Origin of the sequence: Microbacterium sp. LWH10-1.2 (assembly GCF_038397765.1) — a bacterium.
In the GTDB taxonomy this organism is placed as follows: Bacteria; Actinomycetota; Actinomycetes; order Actinomycetales; family Microbacteriaceae; genus Microbacterium; species Microbacterium natoriense.
Genome location: NZ_CP151638.1, coordinates 211650 through 229091, shown reverse-complemented (window position 1 = coordinate 229091; position 17442 = coordinate 211650). Strand labels below are relative to the sequence as shown.

At 68.0% G+C, this 17442-nt stretch carries 13 protein-coding genes and 1 tRNA gene; 5 read left to right on the top strand and 9 right to left on the bottom strand.

Going from position 1 to position 17442, the window contains the following annotated elements:
* Positions 1–68 precede the first annotated feature (68 nt).
* From MRBLWH10_RS00935 to MRBLWH10_RS00925, 3 genes are read right to left on the bottom strand one after another with little or no spacing between them, the layout of a single operon-like run.
* Positions 69–1427 carry a M1 family metallopeptidase gene (locus MRBLWH10_RS00935; protein ID WP_341941305.1) on the bottom strand — a complete coding sequence of 453 codons (1359 nt, stop codon included), beginning with the start codon at positions 1425–1427 and terminating at the stop codon, positions 69–71.
* A complete protein-coding gene (locus tag MRBLWH10_RS00930; RefSeq protein WP_341941304.1) occupies positions 1424–5347 on the bottom strand; it encodes a Pls/PosA family non-ribosomal peptide synthetase in 3924 nt (1307 codons plus the stop codon). The genes MRBLWH10_RS00935 and MRBLWH10_RS00930 overlap by 4 nt, the downstream gene beginning before the upstream one ends.
* A gap of 53 nt (positions 5348–5400) precedes the next feature.
* Entirely contained in the window at positions 5401–6066 is a 666-nt protein-coding gene (locus MRBLWH10_RS00925; protein ID WP_341941303.1) for a hypothetical protein, read from the bottom strand.
* Between the two features lie 411 nt (positions 6067–6477).
* Here MRBLWH10_RS00925 and MRBLWH10_RS00920 point away from each other — a divergent pair, with 411 nt between their 5' ends.
* On the top strand, positions 6478–7053 hold the full coding sequence (locus MRBLWH10_RS00920; RefSeq protein WP_341941302.1) for a hypothetical protein: 576 nt from the start codon (positions 6478–6480) through the stop codon (positions 7051–7053).
* A 120-nt stretch (positions 7054–7173) separates the two neighbouring features.
* On the opposite strand, the gene MRBLWH10_RS00915 is transcribed toward MRBLWH10_RS00920, so the two are convergent.
* A complete protein-coding gene (locus tag MRBLWH10_RS00915) occupies positions 7174–8172 on the bottom strand; it encodes a magnesium and cobalt transport protein CorA (RefSeq protein WP_341941301.1) in 999 nt (332 codons plus the stop codon).
* Between the two features lie 184 nt (positions 8173–8356).
* Positions 8357–8782 carry a MarR family transcriptional regulator gene (locus MRBLWH10_RS00910; protein WP_341941300.1) on the bottom strand — a complete coding sequence of 142 codons (426 nt, stop codon included), beginning with the start codon at positions 8780–8782 and terminating at the stop codon, positions 8357–8359.
* Positions 8783–8884: 102 nt separating this feature from the next.
* Here MRBLWH10_RS00910 and MRBLWH10_RS00905 point away from each other — a divergent pair, with 102 nt between their 5' ends.
* Entirely contained in the window at positions 8885–10102 is a 1218-nt protein-coding gene (locus MRBLWH10_RS00905; RefSeq protein WP_341941299.1) for an NAD(P)/FAD-dependent oxidoreductase, read from the top strand.
* On the opposite strand, the gene MRBLWH10_RS00900 is transcribed toward MRBLWH10_RS00905, so the two are convergent.
* Positions 10092–11237, bottom strand: coding sequence for an epoxide hydrolase family protein (locus MRBLWH10_RS00900; RefSeq protein ID WP_341941298.1), 1146 nt, complete (start codon positions 11235–11237; stop codon positions 10092–10094). The genes MRBLWH10_RS00905 and MRBLWH10_RS00900 overlap by 11 nt on opposite strands.
* A gap of 932 nt (positions 11238–12169) precedes the next feature.
* Here MRBLWH10_RS00900 and MRBLWH10_RS00895 point away from each other — a divergent pair.
* The gene (locus tag MRBLWH10_RS00895; protein ID WP_341941297.1) at positions 12170–13084 is read left to right on the top strand and encodes an FRG domain-containing protein; all 915 of its coding nucleotides are present in this window, start codon (positions 12170–12172) and stop codon (positions 13082–13084) included.
* 525 nt (positions 13085–13609) lie between these two features.
* Positions 13610–13825: a hypothetical protein gene (locus MRBLWH10_RS00890; protein ID WP_341941296.1), complete on the top strand. Its 216-nt coding sequence runs from the start codon at positions 13610–13612 to the stop codon at positions 13823–13825.
* Positions 13826–14120: 295 nt separating this feature from the next.
* Here MRBLWH10_RS00890 and MRBLWH10_RS00885 read toward each other — a convergent pair whose 3' ends face one another.
* From MRBLWH10_RS00885 to MRBLWH10_RS00875, 3 genes are all read right to left on the bottom strand, one after another.
* On the bottom strand, positions 14121–14834 hold the full coding sequence (locus MRBLWH10_RS00885) for a hypothetical protein (RefSeq protein WP_341941295.1): 714 nt from the start codon (positions 14832–14834) through the stop codon (positions 14121–14123).
* A 424-nt stretch (positions 14835–15258) separates the two neighbouring features.
* Positions 15259–15349, bottom strand: a tRNA-Ser gene (locus MRBLWH10_RS00880).
* A gap of 167 nt (positions 15350–15516) precedes the next feature.
* On the bottom strand, positions 15517–16563 hold the full coding sequence (locus MRBLWH10_RS00875; RefSeq protein ID WP_341941294.1) for a hypothetical protein: 1047 nt from the start codon (positions 16561–16563) through the stop codon (positions 15517–15519).
* Between the two features lie 79 nt (positions 16564–16642).
* Here MRBLWH10_RS00875 and MRBLWH10_RS00870 point away from each other — a divergent pair, with 79 nt between their 5' ends.
* Positions 16643–17419 (top strand): hypothetical protein, encoded by a 777-nt coding sequence (locus MRBLWH10_RS00870; protein WP_223585880.1) that lies wholly within the window; start codon positions 16643–16645, stop codon positions 17417–17419.
* The last annotated feature ends 23 nt before the right edge of the window (positions 17420–17442 follow it).

Genomic DNA, 17442 nt, shown 5'->3' with positions numbered 1-17442 from the left:
GTCCTGCCGCAAACCCGCGCGTCCGCGCCGCCCCGCGCACCCGCACGCGCCGTACGGAGACGACGGGATCAGCGACGCGAACGATCCAGGCCGAGAATCGGACCGGTGAGCGGAGCCGCGGTCTCCCCCGCGGGCCCTGGAGGCAGAGCCGGCAGCGCCGTGTCGCTCAGCCACGACTCGAACAGGCCGGCCAGCGGCATCCCGCTCACCGACTCGGCGAGCGCGACGAAGTCGGCCGTGACGGCGGTGGCGTAGGCGCGCGCCGAGGTCCACGCGCGCAGCACGCCGAAGAACGCCTCATCGCCGATCGTCAGCCGCAGCGCCTGCAGGGCGAGGGCGCCCCGCTTGTACACGCGGTCGTCGAACATCGCGTCGGCCCCGGGGTCGGCGAGCACGACATCCTGCTCCAGCTCGGCGAGGCGAGCGTGATGGGCGAGCGCCTTGGACTGCGCGCTCGGACCGCCCGACGCCTCCGACCAGATCCATTCGGCGTAGCAGGCGAAGCCCTCGTTGAGCCAGATGTCGCGCCAGCGGCGCAGACCCACGCTGTTGCCGAACCACTGGTGCGCGAGCTCGTGCGCGACGAGGCGCTCCAGCCCGTGCTCGCCGTCGATGTGGTTCGCGCCGAAGATCGCCATCGCCTGGGCTTCGAGGGGGATCTCCAGCTCGTCGGGGGTGACCACCACCGTGTACTCGCCGAAGGGATACGGTCCGAACGACCGCTCGAAGGTCGACATCATCGCCGCGAGGCCGTCGAAGTCCGCGTGCACGCGAGCCGCCAGCGCCCGGGGATAGAACAGCCGCCCCGCCACGTCGCCGAGCGGCATCCGCTCCTCGGTGTACTGGCCGATCTGCAGGGTCATCAGGTAGGTCGCGGTGGGCACGGGGATGTCGAACACCCACACGCCCCGACCTCGCGACACCGAGCGCGACGGCGGCACGGAGCCCACCACGGTGTACCCGGGGTCCGTCGTCACCCGCACCGCATAGGTCGCCTTGTCGTACGGCACGTCGTTGCAGGGGAACCAGGTGGCGGCGCCGGTCGGCTGCGAGGCGATCAGCAGCCCGTCTTCGAGCTCCTCCCACCCGAGGGCGCCCCATCGCGTGTGCCGCGGCTTCGGCGCACCGGCGTACTCGATCGTCGCCCGCACGACATCGCCGGCGGGCACCGTGCCGCCCAGCGCGACCTTGACCTTGCGATCGGTCTGGGTGAAGTTCGTCCGCGACTGCCCGTCGATGCGGACCTTCCTGACGCGCAGACCGACGAGGTCGAGCGCGAAGGCCGCGGTGTCCTGCTCGATGCGCACGTCGATCACCGCGGTGGCGGTGAGTCGATTCGTCGACAGCTTGTAGTCGAGATCGAGGTCGTAGTGCTCGACGCGGATGCGCGGGTCGCCGGAGTGCGGGGTGTAGGGGTCGACGTTCATCCGTCCGCCGCCTGGTAGGCGCGCACCGTCACGGCCCGCCACGGGCCGATCGGGTTGCCGCTCCAGCGACTCCCGGCGGGTACCGTCTCGCCCCGCATGACGAGGGATGCCGGCCCTACGGTCGCGTCGGCGGCGATGGTCGCCGCGGGCAGCACGACCGAGTGCGGGCCGAGGGTGGCACCCGATTCGAGGGTGACCGTGTCGATGCTCATCACACGATCATGGAACAGATGGGTCTGAACCACACAACCGCGGTTCACCGTCGCCCCGTCGCCGAGGCTCACGAGGTCGGGCTCGGGGAGCCAGTAGCTGTCGGTCCAGACGCCGTGGCCGATCTTCGCGCCGAGGCTGCGCAGCCAGACGACGAGGGCTGGGGTCCCCGCTGCCGCGGTGGCGAACCAGGGCGCCGCGACCATCTCGGTGAAGGTGTCGGCGACCTCGGTGCGCCACACGAAGCTGGACCAGAGCGGATGCTCGCCCGCTCTGATCGGTCCGACGAAAATCCACTTCGCCGCGGTCGTGATGGCGGCCGCGAACGCTCCGGCCGCGAGCAGGACGGCGCCGGACAGCAGGATCGCGATCGGCAGCCCCCAGGTCTCGGTGATCCAGGCGAGGCCGAGCAGCACGGCGAGTCCGAGGCCGCACGTGATGAACACCGGGAGGATGCGGCCGAGCTCCCACAGGCCGCGCGCCCACCGCAGCGACTGCCGCGGGCGGTAGGTGCGCTCGAGGTCGGAGTCGTTCACGACGCGACGCAACCGCACGGCCGGCGATCCGAGCCAGGACGAGCCCGCCTTCGCCCGCTCCGGAGCGACGGAGAGCACGGCGATCAGGCCGTCTTTCGGCACGCGGTGACCGGCGGCGGCCAGCCCGGAGTTGCCGAGGAAGGCGCGCTTGCCGATGCGCGCCTTCGCGATGCGCATCCATCCGCCGTTGAGCTCGTAGGTGCCGACCATGGTGTCGTCGGCGAGGAAGGCGCCGTCGTCGATCACGGTCATGCGGGGGATCAGCAGCACCGTCGACGCCTCGACCTCCCGGCCGACCTTCGCGCCGAGCATCCGCAGCCAGATCGGGGTGAACAGGCTGGAGTAGATCGGGAAGAGGAGGGTGCGGGCGGAGTCGAGCAGGCGCTCGGTGGTCCAGGCCTGCCAGGCCACCCGTCCGCGCACGGGGTGCACGCCCTCGGTCAGACCGATCGAGAGCACCCGCACGATGAGCAGCACCGCCGCCGCGAAGACCAGACCGGTCACGAGCACGGCCGGCACGAGCCACAGCGCGAGCGGCCCGATCGCCGCGGCCAGCGATTCCGAGCCGCGGATGCCGGCTGCCAGCACGAGGCCGCCGACCGCGAAGGCGAGGAACGGCAGCAGCCCCAGCAGCGCGGAGGAGCCGCCGTATGCCCACAGCCAGCGGCGGCGCTTCGGGGGAGCCTCCGGAGCGAACGGCATGCTCTTGCCGCCTACCCGCGCTGCGGGTGAACCGGCCCAGCGCTGCCTGGCGCGCACCCGCCCGAACACCGCGGAGCCAGGGGCGATCTCGGCCCCGCGCCCGATCTTCGTGCCGGGTGCGAGCGTGCTGCGTGCACCCACGGTGGCGTCGGCGCCGATCCGGATCTCGCCGATGCGCACGGTGTCGCCGTCGATCCAGTAGCCGGCGAGGTCGACCTCCGGCTCGATGGCCGCGCCTTCGCCGATGTGCAGCATCCCCGTCACCGGGGGGAGCGAATGGAGGTCGACGCCCTTGCCGATGCGGGCGCCGAGAGCACGGGCGTAGAAGATCACCCAGGGGGCGCCCGCGAGCCCGACCGCATCGACCTGATGCGACACCTGCTCGGCGAGCCACAGCCGCAGATGCACGCCGCCGCCGCGGGGGTAGTCGCCGCCGCGCACCCCGGCCAGCAGGAGCCGGGCGACGAGGGCCGACAGGGCCATCCGTCCGAAGGGGGTCACGAACACGAGGAGGCCGAGGAGGATCGCCCACCCCGGTGCGGTGGGGAGGAAGTCGAACCCTGGCACGAGCTGCAGCAGCCAGCTCGCCGTCAGCAGCCAGGTGATCCAGCGAGCCCCGGAGAGCATGAACAGCGGGATGCCGAGCAGCGTCTGCACCCACTGCATGCGCCGCGGCGTGGGGGCCGCAGCGGTCGCCGTGCGGACCTCCTGGTCGGTGGCGACCTCGTCGACGGCATCCGCCATCTGCCGCAGCCGCGGCAGGTCGTACACGTCGGCCATCGTGAACTCGGGGGCGCGCGTGCGGATGCGCGAGACCAGCTGCGCCGCGGCGAGTGATCCGCCGCCGAGCTGGAAGAAGTCGGCGTTCTCCTCGCTCGGGCGCATGCCGAGCACCGAGAACCACTGCTCGGCGAGCCACGCGGCCGTGCCGGACAGGGTCGAGTCCGCGGCATCCTGATCGACGAGAGGCCAGGGCAGAGCGGCCTTGTCCACCTTGCCCGAGGTGCGGACGGGCAGGTCGTCGACCACCGCGAGGAGCGGGATGAGCGGGGCGGGGAGGGCTTCGGCGAGCTGAGCGCGGGCGCGCTGCCGGTCGAAGCCCTCGGCGGGGACGACGTAGCCCACGAGCAGGGCGATGCCGGCATCCGTCCTGCGCACGGCGACCGCTGCCGCGGTGACGTCGTCGATGGCTTGGAGCGCCGCCTCGACCTCGCCGAGCTCGATGCGGCGTCCGCCGATCTTGACCTGATCGTCGACACGCCCCTGGAAGATCAGGCCCTCCGGGTCGGCGCGCACCATGTCGCCGGAGCGGTAGGCGCGGTCCCATCCGAGGGTGGGCATCGGAGCGTACTTCTCGGCATCCTTGGCCGGGTCGAGATAGCGGGCGAGGCCCACTCCCCCGATGATGAGCTCTCCGGCCTCGCCGTCGGCGACGAGCCGACCGTCGGCGTCGACGACCGCGAGCGCCCAGCCGTCGAGCGGCAGGCCGATGCGCACGGGGCCGTCGCCGTGCATGATCGTCGCACAGGCGACGACGGTCGCCTCCGTGGGGCCGTAGGTGTTCCACAGCTCGCGGCCGTCGCCGACCAGTCGGGCGACGAGCTCCGGCGGGCACGATTCGCCGCCGAAGATGAGCAGCCTCACGTTCTCGACCGTGTCCTGCGGCCACAGCGCCGCCAGCGTCGGGACCGTGGAGACCACGGTGATGCCGTGACCGATCAGCCAGGGACCGAGGTCCTCACCCGAGCGCACCAGGGCTCGCGGCGCGGGCACCAGGCAGGCGCCGTGCCGCCACGCCAGCCACATCTCCTCGCACGAGGCGTCGAAGGCGACCGAGAGACCCGCGAGCACGCGATCGCCGGGGCCGAGGGGCGCGTCCTGCAGGAACAGCCGGGCTTCGGCGTCGACGAAGGCCGCGGCCGATCGGTGCGAGACGGCCACGCCCTTCGGAGTGCCGGTCGAGCCCGAGGTGAAGATGATCCACGCGTCGTCATCAGGGGTCGGCGGGGCGACGACCGGCACGGCGGAGGTGCTGGGGTGCGGGTCGGCTCCCTCGAACAGGCCGCTCTCCCCCGCCGCATCCGCCGGCGTGAACACACCCCCGGCGCTGATCACGCCGCGCACCCGCGCCTCGCCGAACACGAGGTCGGCGCGCTCCTGCGGATCATCCGCGTCCACGGGCACATAGGCCGCGCCCGCCGCGAGGATCGACAGGATCGAGATGTACAGCGCACGCTCGCCCGACGGCATCCGCACGCCCACGCGGTCGCCGCGGCGCACACCCTGGTCGTGCAGACGCGCGGCCGTCACGTTGATGCGGGCGATGAGCTCGGCGTAGCTGATGGCGCCGGCCGCGTCTTCGATGGCGGAGGCATCGGGATGCCGGGCGGCGGTGTCGCGGAGGATGTCGATGAGCGTCCGGGGATCCGGCGCCTGGGCGGTGCGGTCGTAGCCCTGCTGCACGTCTGGCACTGTCGGTCTGTCGCTGTCTGCTGGCGCTGTCGGGTGGTCTCGCTCTCGCCCCGTCAGGAGGAGAGCAGCGCGATCAGCTGCGCCTTGGTCAGGCGCGAGTAGCCCGTGCGACCCGCCGCGCGGGCGCGGGCGCGCAGAGCCGTGACGGTGAGCGCATCGAGGTCGACGGATGCCGCGGCCTTCGGGATCGCCCGCCGAGCGGGCGTGGGCGTGGCCGGAGCGTTCGTGGGGGCCTTGGCCGGGGTCTTCACCGTCGCCTCGACCGCAGCCGTCTTCGCTGAGATCAGCCTCTTCTCGACCACATCCTTCTTCTCGACCACATCCTTCTTCTCGACCGGCTTCTTCTCAACCGGCTTCTCCGCGGCCTTCTTCTCGGCGGGCTTCTCGACCGACTTCTTCTTCTCGGCGGGCTTCTTCTCGACCGACTTCTTCTTCTCGACCGCTGCCGTCGCCGACGACGTCTTCTTCGCGATCTTCGCGGTCGCCTTCTCCAGGCGCGCGGTGGCCTCGACCGCGGCCTTCTCGACCTTGCGGGGCTTCTTCACGAGCTTCTTCTTGGACGGCTGCGCGGCATCCTTCGCGTCATCGACCAGCGCGCGCAGCTTCCTGCCGTCCTTCTTCGGGAGGGCCTTGCTCAGCTTCTTCGCGTCCTTCGCCGCGGCGGCGGCCGCATCGAGCGCCGCTTCTGCCGACTTCTGCGCCTTGGTCTTCTTGGCCATGGGGTCCTCACCATCCGATCGGGCGGCGCGGGGAGCCCGGGCCGCAGCGCGACACATGGTACTCGTGGCCGGTGAACAGCCGGAGAACTGCGGCGCCGAATGACAGCGATCACGCGGGAGGATGAGGCGGGAGGCGGCTCCTCCCCAGAAAGCCGCCACCCCGCTTCGTTTCTCGAGAGTCCCCAGTGTCGAGAAGCCTGACGAGCCGCGTGCGGGGGGCCTCGCGAACTCGTGACCTGGGTGACGATACTCCTCCGCAAGACTCAGGGAAAGAGGAAAAGCCTTCGAATTCGCTTGTTCCCTCAGGAAATCGATTCGAAGTCACTCAGAAAGCGGTTGCCCGACCTTCGGAATCCGCCGTTCGGTTGAACTCCTTTGACCTGCCGCGCGGATGTCGACCAGGATGTGGGTATGGGACGACTTGCACGCATCCGCTCACAGCTCGGGTCGGCGCAGGTATCGAGAACGTTCCTGAAGATCCATCGCTACTCCGATCCATGGGCGATCAGCGCTTTCGTCATCGATGTGGGAAAGAAGTGGGTGCTGCTCGCCCGGACGGCCGATGGCGGCTTCTTCGACGGATACGCAGCAGTGCGTGTGAGCGATATCCACAAGGTCGGCAGAGACAAGTCGTTCGAAGGCCTCTTCGCGCAGACACGGCCGGAGTGGCCCCCGACTCGCCTCCCTCACACGGAGAGGGTCGATCTCGATCGCACCCGGTCCCTCCTGCGCGACTTCCCCCAACCGGGGGCGCTCATGGGTATCGAATCGACGAAGAGATCGTCCGCCACCTGGATCGGCGTCGCCGATCAGATCGTCGACGACTGGTTCTACCTCCATGAGGTGAAGCCGAATGCCCGCTGGCACAGACGTCCGCGCGGCTACCGCATCCGGAAGATCGTGATGTTGTACTCGGACTCGCACTACCTGCGGGGGCTGGCGGCGATCGCCGGGGACCCGCCCGCCTACGACGCCACGCCCGCGTAGTTCGCTCTGCGCTCTGGAACAGCCACGGTTCCCGGATAGTACGGCGCGATCCCTCCGGATGCCGTAGAGGAGACGCGAACGCTCGGGAGCACCAGGAGGCGGAACCCATATCGGTCGCGCTCAGTCCTTGCGCCCGCCGGGATGACGCAGCCAGAAGTAGAGCACTCCCAGCGGGATGAGCAGCCCGCCGATCCCGTAGACGAGGAACGGCACGAACCCGGCGGTGTGGTCGCCGAGCCAGCTGAAGTTCTGCCCGAAGAAGCCGGTGATGAACGTCAACGGCAGGAACACGGTGGCGAGCACGGTGAGGCGCTCCATCGTCGCGTTCTGCCGCACCCCGACGGCGGTCTGCTGGACCGTGATCACGGAGAGATTGGCCTCGAGGACGGTACCGAGCAGATCGCGCTGCGCCGCGACCTCCTCATTGATGAGGGTCAGATGATCGTGGACGTCGCGCAGATACGGCTGAAGCGCGGCCTGACGGGACGAGCGCTCGACGGAGGCCACCACTCCGAGCAGTGGATGCACCGCACGGTAGAAGTCGGTCGCCTCGCGGCGCAGCGAGTAGATCCGCTCCGTCGGCGCCGCGCTGCCGGAGAAGACGGTCGCCTCGATCTGGTCGATGTCGTGCTCGAGCCCCGCCACGACGGGGGCGTATCCGTCGACGACCTGGTCGAAGATCGCCCAGAGCACGGCATCCGTGCCCGCGGCGAGCAGGTCGGGCTGGAGTTCGAGACGCTGACGCGCACCGTGCAGCTCGCTCGCCACGCCCTGCCGGACGGTGATGACGAAGGTCGGCGCGACGAACACGCTGATCTCGCCGAATTCGACCTCCTCGGCCGCATCGTCGTAGCGCGCCGTGCGGACGATCACCAGCCGCGTGTCGTTCTCCGTGTACGTCTCGATCTTCGGACGCATGTGGAAGGTCTGCGTGTCTTCGATCGCCAGCTCGTGCAGGCCGAACGCCTCCCTCACCTCGGCGAGCTCGCCGGGTTCCGGCTCGTACAGACCCAACCACACGAAACCGTCCTGGTCTCCCAGCGCGGCGGCTTCCCGCACGCCCAGCGGTCCCTCGCCCTGACGCCGCCCGTGTAGATAGCGGGCGCAGTCGACGATCATCGGGCACCCGCGAAGACGGGATCCGTCACGCGCTCGCACGTGTCCGTCATGAGCCGCTCCTTTTCAGCGGTCGCGGAGGTCGCGGCAGCGCGTTCGTCTCGGTCGTTGCTGACATTGTGCGCTTCTGCGGGGGTCTGCGCGAGCGCAGTCGCGTGAATCGCGCGGGAACAGTCGGTGTTCGACCTCAGTCGCGTCCGCGAAGCCGCGACGTGTGGCGCTCCTGCAGCAACGTCGCGCGGGTGAGGAACCTCTCCACGGCATCGAGCTCGGCATCGGTGAAGTCGCGGGTGACGGCATCCGTGCTCTCCTCGACCAGCGGACCGATCATCTCCCACGTGCGCCGCCGCGCGGCATCCGTGGCCTCGACCACGACTTTGCGCCGGTCATCCGGGTGCGGGGTGCGCTGAACGTATCCTGCTCGTTCCAGGCGGTCGAGCATCGTCGTGACGCTCCCCGTCGTGAGCCCCAATCGGTCGGCGATGATCCGCGGGGTGATCTCCTCCTGCGCGCCGATGAGCACTTCGAGGCAGCGCAGGTCCGTGCCGTTGACGCCGAGCAGCCGCGCCATCTGGCGGTCGAAGTCGTCGACGGCGGCCTGATACTTCTGCATGGCGGCGCCGACCTGTTGTTCCTTGACACTCAAACTACTTGACATTCAAGGCTTCCTTCGCTCATGATTGCTTGACGATCAAGATACCAAGGAGGAAGAGTCATGACCAAGGCGCTCATCATCGGTGGCGGCATCGCCGGCCCCACGCTTGCCGTCGCCCTGCGGAGGATCGGCATGGAGGCGGAGGTGTTCGAGCAGCTCCCGCCGGACGCCGACCAGCGCGGGTCGTGGATCAACTTCCAGGCGAACGGCCTCGATGCTCTGCGCGCCGTCGGGCTCGAGAGCTGGGTCGCCGAGATCGGCTACCCCGTCGACACGATCAGCTTCGTGAACGGACGAGGGCGCTCGCTCGGGCAGATGCCGATGGCCTTCCGCCGCCCCGACGGACTCACCTCGCTCATGATGCCCCGGGCGCGGCTGTTCGTCGCACTGGCCGAGGCTGCGCGTCACCACGGCATCCCCGTCCACCACGACAAGCGTCTGATCGACGCGCGCGACACGGGCGACGGCGTCATCGCGCGCTTCGCGGACGGCACCGAGGCCACCGGCGACATCCTCATCGGAGCCGACGGCATCCACTCCACCGTGCGGCGCCTCATCGATCCCACGGCTCCCGTGCCTCGCTACGTGCCTGTGCTCAACACCGGCGGGTACATCCCGGGCTTCACGGTGGATGCACCACCGCAGGACTTCCGGATGCAGTTCGGCACGAGGTGCTTCTTCGCCTGGATGAACACCCCCGACGGAGGAACGCTCTGGTTCGCGAACCCGCCGATGAAGGACGAGCCCGCCCGCGGGCAGCTGTCCGGGATGAGCGACGGGCAATGGCGGACCTGGCTGCACGAGCTGATGGACGGAGATGCCGGCCCGTCCTCCGCGATCATCGACGCGGCGCCGGGGCCGATCCAGGGCTGGGCGACCTACGACATGCCCGTGGTGAAGAGGTGGCACGACGGATCCCGCATGGCCATCATCGGCGACGCCGCTCACGCCACCTCTCCCGCAGCCGGTCAGGGCGCATCCATGTCGCTGGAGGATGCCGTGATCCTCGCCCAGTGCCTGCGCGACTGCCCGACCACCGCATCGGCGTTCGCGACGTTCCAGTCGCTGCGTCAGACCCGCGTCGAGAAGATCGTCGAGATCGGGCACCGCTCATCGTCCGACAAGGCCGCGGGGCCGGTCATGCGCGTGCTCCGCGACCTGATCCTCCCCGGGAAGTTCCGCGCCGCGGCGAAGGACGGCGGCGAGGCGATGATGTGGTTGCAGGGCCACCACATCGACTTCGACGAGCGGGTGGTGCCGGCGAGCGTCACTCCGTGATCGGAGGGTGCGGCAGCGAGCGGGCGAACGCCGCGATGTCATCGGCGAGGAGGGCCGGCTCCTCGTGCGGTGCGAAGTGGCCGCCCCGCGGCATCCGCGTGTATCGCACGAGGTCGTAGGTGCGCTCGATCCACCGTCGAGGCGGCGAGGCGATGTCGTGCGGGAAGAGAGCGACGGCGGTCGGCACCCGCACCCGTTCGATGCGCGACGTCAGCCCCGACGCATGCTCGTAGTAGGCCCGGAACGACGTGCCGATCGAGTTGGTGAACCAGTACACGGACGCGAGCGTCAGCAGGTAGTCGTCGCTGAACCGGGAGGAGACATCGCCATCGCAGTCGCTCCACGCACGATGCTTCTCCAAGATCCACGACAGCAGTCCGACCGGAGAGTCCGACACCGCGGGCGCCAGCGTCAGCGGGCGGGTCTGCTGCTGATGCTGATACGCGCCCTCGGTCCTCAGCCACTCCTGCACCCGTTCGAGATGGGCCTCCTCTTCGGGCGTGATCGTCTCCTCATCGATGTGCGCCGGAGGTGCCACCGCAGGCAGATGGATGCCGACCACCTCGTCGGGATACGCCTGCGCGAGTCGAGAGGTGATCCCCGCCCCGAGATCGCCGCCATGGGCGAGGTAGCGGGGAAAACCGAGATGCCGCGTCATCAGCGCGTGCCAGAGTTCGTGCGTCTGCTCGCCGAGCCTGGGACGCTGCGGCGAGAACGGCAGACCGGGAAGCGCCGGCACGATCACGGGGGCGGCGTCTGCAGAGTCTCCCCCGAAGAGAGACGGCGTCGCCAGGCGTCGCGCGACGTCGACGAGCTCGAGCGCCGTGCTCGGCCAGCCGTTCGTGAGCAGCACGGGGACGCCGGAACCTCCGGGCTCGGGATCGAAGCGAAGGTACGCGACGGACGCGCCGTCGATGTCTGCGCGTCGCCAGGGCAGCGCGTCGATGCGCTGTTGCTGAACGCGCCAGTCGAAGCCGTTCAGCCATACGTCGACGAGCCGGCGGAGCTCATCCTGATCGGTGCCCGCATCCCAGCCCTGCACAGGCCACGGCTCCGGCCAGCGCGTCGCACGAAGTCGCCGGCGCAGGTCATCGAGATCGTTCTCACTGACCTCTAGGGGTGACATTCCGGGCATGGGGAGACCTCTTCCGAGACGGCGGCGGTGCAGTCCCGACGCTACCCCGGTGCACCGACACCGGGCCCGTCGGGTGGCGCCCTCGGGTCTCGGAAATGAAGAAAGACCTCTACATCGTGGAGGTCTTTCTTCATTTGGCGGTGACGGTGCGATCTGAAACCAGCGTAAGTGCTCCGCGACGGCGGGCACCTCGCCCTGAATTCCCGAAATCACGCGGATTCTCAATCACATGCGTCGTGCTGAGCCCCCATGCGTCGTGCTGAGCCGCGTTCAATCACAGGCGCTATTGTCACAATGTTGTCGCCGTGGCTCGTCTGGCAGGCGGCGAAGCCAGCGGAAGCTAGTCGACCATGACTACATGGCTTGGAGTTCGCATACGACGGCACCAGCTCGTTGTTCCCGACCGCCTTCCGTATCGACTCGAGGCTGTGTCCGACCGCTACGGCCGCATCCGGCAACGTCAGCGCCAATCGAAACCGTTGCTGCCCCAGCACAGCCGCGAATTCCTGGCGCACGACACGACGAACTACGTCTGCGATCAAGCTGTCCATGCCGTTGGGGGGGTAGCGAAGCCGACACGGTGCCTGCATGAATCTTGGAGACCGTTGCCCGGGCATGACGTGTGTGTGCGATCAGCGGCGCCGCGGCGTTGTCCTCGGCGTGATTCGCATCACGTTCGGCGCAATCCCGGATCTGGCCCTCATAATCTCACATTGGACATTGAAGGCAGGACTCGGCCCGGATTGGTATTGCTGCGGACTCTCTGCGTACTCAGCAACTACAGTCAAGCGACCTATCACCCATTCGTCGAGGTCGTCGGGAGGTGTGCCTGTACTCGAGGTTCGTAGAGGCGTTGACGCCCCTCCCCCTTGTTTGGGTATGTGTCGGCGCCTCGGCTTGCGGCATCACGTGGGAGTGGCCATGCTGTCCTCATGACGCTCTGGCCCGAGTGGATGCTATTCACCTCTGAGAAGGCGTCCCACCCCGACTTCCCTTACCAGGGAGGAAACACCCGTATCGATGCAGCATCGGATGTGATGACCGCGATTGCCGGAGTCACTCTCCGGGGTCCGGAGGAAGGTGTTGTCTGGCGGGGACAGGCTGACGCTCAATGGAGGTTGGTTTCCAAAGCGGGCCGGGAGGGGCTCAGTGCTGAGCAGATGCACGAGACCGAGCGCGCGATGATCCGGAAGGCTCGACGACTCGGCGTCGACGGAGCCCAGCGCATGGGAGATTGGGAGATTCTCGCTCGCCTTCGACACCATGGTGCGGTCACTCGGCTGATTGACTGCACGACTGACCCGTTCGTCGCCCTTTGGTTCCTCTGTGACGACGACTCCAGCGATGAGACCGGACGGACTGTACGCCGACAGGATGGCGTCCTCCTGGCGATGAGGCGTCAGCAGTTCACCGAGATCGATCGTCCCTACAGCGCCGACACTTATGAAGCTGCGTTTGACGGGTCCCACGACCCAGCACGGATGCTCTACGCGACACCGCCAATCGATGCTCGGATAGCAGCGCAGCGAGGTGTCTTCGTTTTCAACAGCGACCCCAGGGCCTCTGGCGAGTGGCCGGAATCAGAGCTCGGCGAGCTATCACCACCGTCCCAGACATGGGCATCGTCTCCGCACCATCGGCTAGCCAAGCTCTGCGGGCCGATGGGAATCGCCAACGAGCGCGGTCGGAGGCAAACAGTCTTCCCGGACATCATTGCGATCACGGTGAAGGAGCAAGTCAAGCCGATTCTCCTCGCGATGCTGCAGCGCAATTTCGGCTTCACCCGGGACACGATGTTCCCGGACTTCGCCGGGATGGGGCAGTATTCGTCCGCGGTCGGAGTCTGATCACCAGTTGCGGCTGAGGATGCCAAGGCCGGGCAGTGGTGCGTCGGCTCCGCGTTCGTTGTTGCACTCGGCGTGGGAGTGGCGGGCGTACGCGGGGGTCATGCTGCAGCTCCGGATAGTCCCTGACTGGGTAGAAGTGGTCGAGGTTGTGGGAGTCGGGTGCGCTGTTCGCAGGGACCGCGTAGTTGATGCGCATGCCGCAGAGCCAGCAGTTCGCCTGGTGCCTGGTGTCGGGTCAGCGTCGAGATGCTTCCCCGCCTCGTAGAAACTCCGTGCGGAACTGGGTTCATGCGCGGGTTGATACGCGCCGTCCGCTCATGCCATCAGGTGTCCCCTCTGCTGAGCGCCCCTCCGAAGGCGCGCTTCCAGATGATGTGGGCGAGGATGCTGAGGCTTATGCCGGCGGCGATCCCTAGTGTGACTCTCATCGCACCTCCTTCGCGTGTCGAGGTGACGGCGTGTCAGTGGTTCCCAGGATCATGTGTGGCGTACCGAAGCGCTGGGCTGAGGGCGAAAGGAGACACCATGGCAGAGGAAACGAAGAGCGTGAACGCAAGTTATGCGCGGCAGACGGCGCAGGTCGCTCTGTACGACGTGATCACTGACGCGGTTGCGGAGGTGCGGGAAAGTGAGTATTCACTCACCCGCCAGTCTGGGCGCATCAGAGAGCTCGCTCACGCATTCCGCCTGATCGATGGCGGCCCGCAGGCTGGCGGCGTAGACGTCACCGTTTCGAAGTGATGCGTGTGGGCGGCCGATGCTGGGTGGCGGCCGCTCTATTGGATTGGTAGAGCTGTACACGACGAACGCCCCGATCATATGGTGCGGGGCGTTCCTCAGTTCTGTCTAACTATGACATTGGGGAGTGACAACGGAACGCTTTCAAACACGACACGCCGTCGAGACATGAGGAGGGATCATCGTCCCGTCCGACCGCACGAAAGAACCACACCGCGCAACTCGTCTCGAGCCGCAAAGAAGCTGGATTTGCAAGCACAACTTGACAGAAACGGCGCGCGCACTTCCACTAGGGACGTCAGAGTCCAGAAACTTGCTTCAATAGCGCCCTCAACTCCCTGATCTCCTGATCAGAGACCAGCTCGCCACGAGCCTTGAAAGTCTCCTCGGCCGATTCGAGCTTTCCTGCCATCGCCGCGAATTTCTCGCCCATCCACTCGACGGCGCTGTCAATCTCGTCGATCGCAGCATCGAACTCTGCGGTGTCCCCAGGCATCTTCGGGGAGAGCCGATGCTTGGCGTATGCATGGACATACAAGTTGGCGATCTCCCCACGGGCCCAGAGCCGCGCGACCGCCGCCTCTCGCCGCACGTCCGACAGCGCGATCCGCGCGATCCTCTTCCTGGCTTCGCGACGAGACACCTCCGAGTACGGCATCTTCCGATGTGTAGCTGTGATCTTGTCGCCCACTAGCGCCGCTGTGACAGAGAGGAGGGGCGTCAGGAAGACGGTACTGACACCGAGGTTCAGCGCATTCTCTGCCATAAACGTACCGACGGGTCCAACCTCCGTTCCAGTCGCACCTCGAAGTGCAATGCCGAATCCGAGGAAGAGCCCGAGGCAATTCACAATGAAGATGACGGCGTAGGCCATCCGGAGGTTGCCGTTCGTCGAATAGCTTCGCTTCCTGGCCAGCTGACGCGACATGAAGCGTCCCTCGACCACCAACGCGAGCATCACTACGGGCATCACCTGCGCCAGCAGCGCCCAATAGTCGGCTCTCGATTCCACACTCCGACAATAGCCATTCCGAGGATCACTAGATCTCCGTATCACTATCCCCTACGCCGCGTCGAGGGCGCCCGAGATGCTGCCGTGCGGCCTGCGCGGCCCTGACCTGCAGCACCTCCGATCGACGGAACGGCGTCGTCCGGAATCCTGCAATGTAGATCGTGCCCACGGCGCGCGGAGAACGCCGTCATGGTCGGGACCGTGATCCTGTCGGCACGCCGAAGACGCGCGAGCGGCGATCAGTCCCGTAACCGGCGGCGATGACTCTCGACACGTACGCCGACCCGTTCTACGACGACCGCGACGACGTCGCAATCGCTCTCGATGAGGCTCGAAGCGCGGCGATTGTTGTCACCTAGTTGTCACCGGGCATGAAGAAAGCCCGCCCTCCCCAGTGTTTTCTAGGGAGAACGGGCTTCTGAAGTGGCGGTGACGGTGGGATTTGAACCCACGGTAGGGGGTTACCCTACACAACTTTTCGAGAGTTGCACCTTCGGCCGCTCGGACACGTCACCGCGGACTAGCTTACGCGAGACGCCGCCCGGGCGCGAATCGAGCGGTCGGGCGCCCGTCGACTTCCCGTGCTCTCGCCGAGTGCACGGGACGTTCGCGCCAACGAGCCGTGCACTCGGCGACTTCACGTGAAGTCGACACGGCACGACGCGACGCGACGCGACCCGGCTCACCAGGTGGCGGCGAGCTCCGCGTGGGTGCGCAGGATGTCCTCGGTCGTTCCTGCGGGGGCGCGGCCGATGCCGCACTCCGTCGCCACGCCGAACCCGGGAGCGAAGCGCTGCGCGGCGGCAATGCGCCGGGAGGCTCCGCCGACGCCGTCCTCGCGGTGCACGAGCCCGAGGTACAGCTCGCCGTCGTACGACAGGCCGGCGAGCGGTGCCAAGTACGCCTCGTCGTCACGCTCGATCGGCACGGGAAGGTGCAGCCAGGTCAGATCCCGCGCGGATGCCGCGGTCACGGCGTTCGCGTAGCGCACGAGGTTCGCGGCATCCGTCGGCTCCACGAAGTGCTTCTCCCCCGCGTCGCCGTAGCAGAGGTGCACGCCGACCTCGACGTCGGCGGGCACGGCATCCACCAGCGCAGCCAGTCGCGACACGAGACCGTCGAAGGCGTCGCCCGGCCACCACGCCTCCATGACCTTGCCGTAGCCGGCCGCGCGCTCGATGATGCCCATCTCGCTCGCGACGTCCCACTGGATCGCCAGGTCGTCGTGCGGGATCGCCGCGAGGATCTCGTCGACCTCGCCCAGGATCGCCGCCGTGTACACGGGCTCGATCGCCGCCCGGTCGTCGCCCGAGAAGAACGAGGAGATCACCGCGAGCGGGGTCGGCAGCGACACCTGGAACCGGGTGCCCTCGGCGATCTCCCCCGCCGCACGGAGACGAGAGAACACCACGTAGGAGTCGATCGCCGCAGACGCGTAGCCGAGGGCGGGCAGGCGGATGCCGGCGGCATCCGTTCCCTGGGCGATCCGCAGCGGCCTGGCGTCGATCCCTGCACGGAATGGAATCGGCTCGTCGCCGACCCGCTCGATGCCCTCGGCCTGGCCGAGCACGTCGGGCTGGAACATGATCCAGTGGAACCTCGTGCCGACCTCCCCGTCGGGCAGACGGCGCAGCCGCCGTCCGAGGATCGCGGATGCCGTGCGCATCGTGGTCTCGGCATCGTCGTAGTTCACGCTGCCCACGAGGTGGGCGCCCTGCGGCTGAGTCATTTTTCCAGGCTATCGGCGCCTGCGAGCGACGGATGCCGCGAGTTAGGATTGCCTAAGCGAGAACCGAGGAGGACGCGGCATGGGCTACATCACGTCTGAGGCACTGGCCGAGACCGGCTACGTCGTGCTCGACGACCACGACCAGTCGTCCGACCCCGCCGAGTGGCTCGATCTCGAGTACGTGCCGTGGCGCTCGTCGGGGATCACGCGCTTCGCCCCGCTCGCGAGCTTCGCCGGCGACGTCGAGTGCAACGGTTTCTGGAACCACACCCCTCCACGCCCCGACAAGGACGGGGTGTGGGTCGCCTCGCAGGTCGCCCTCGCCCCCGTGCTGCACCGCCGCGCCATCGAGCCCGGCGCCGGCGTCGGACGATGCCGCGTGATCGAGCTGCAGCCCAACGAGTACGCCGACGCGATCTACAACCTCCATCAGGACGACAACAACCGCCTCAACGACGAGGGCACCGGCTGGGTGGTCCGCGGCTTCTTCAACCTCTCTGACGACGCCGACTCCCTGCTCATCCTGCGCTCCGACCGCTTCGACCCCGCCACCGAGATCCGCCTGCCGCTCCGCGAGGGCTCCCGGATCATCGTCGACACCCAGCGCTTCTGGCATGCGGTGTGGCACCGCGGCGTCGCCCCGCGCTTCGCCCTGATCACGTCGTGGACCTCGGGCCCAGAGCTCGACGCCTACATCGCGGCGAACCACGGCGACCCGCATCCGCCGACCGTCGACCTGGATGCGTCGGTCGTGGAGGAGGCGCAGGTCGAGCTGCACCGCCGCATCGAGGAGCGCCGCCGCGCCTTCGAGGCGATGGGCGTCGTCATGGAACCCCGCGCCGACCTCGCTCCCTGACCCGTCCCGAATCTTCGGTCACG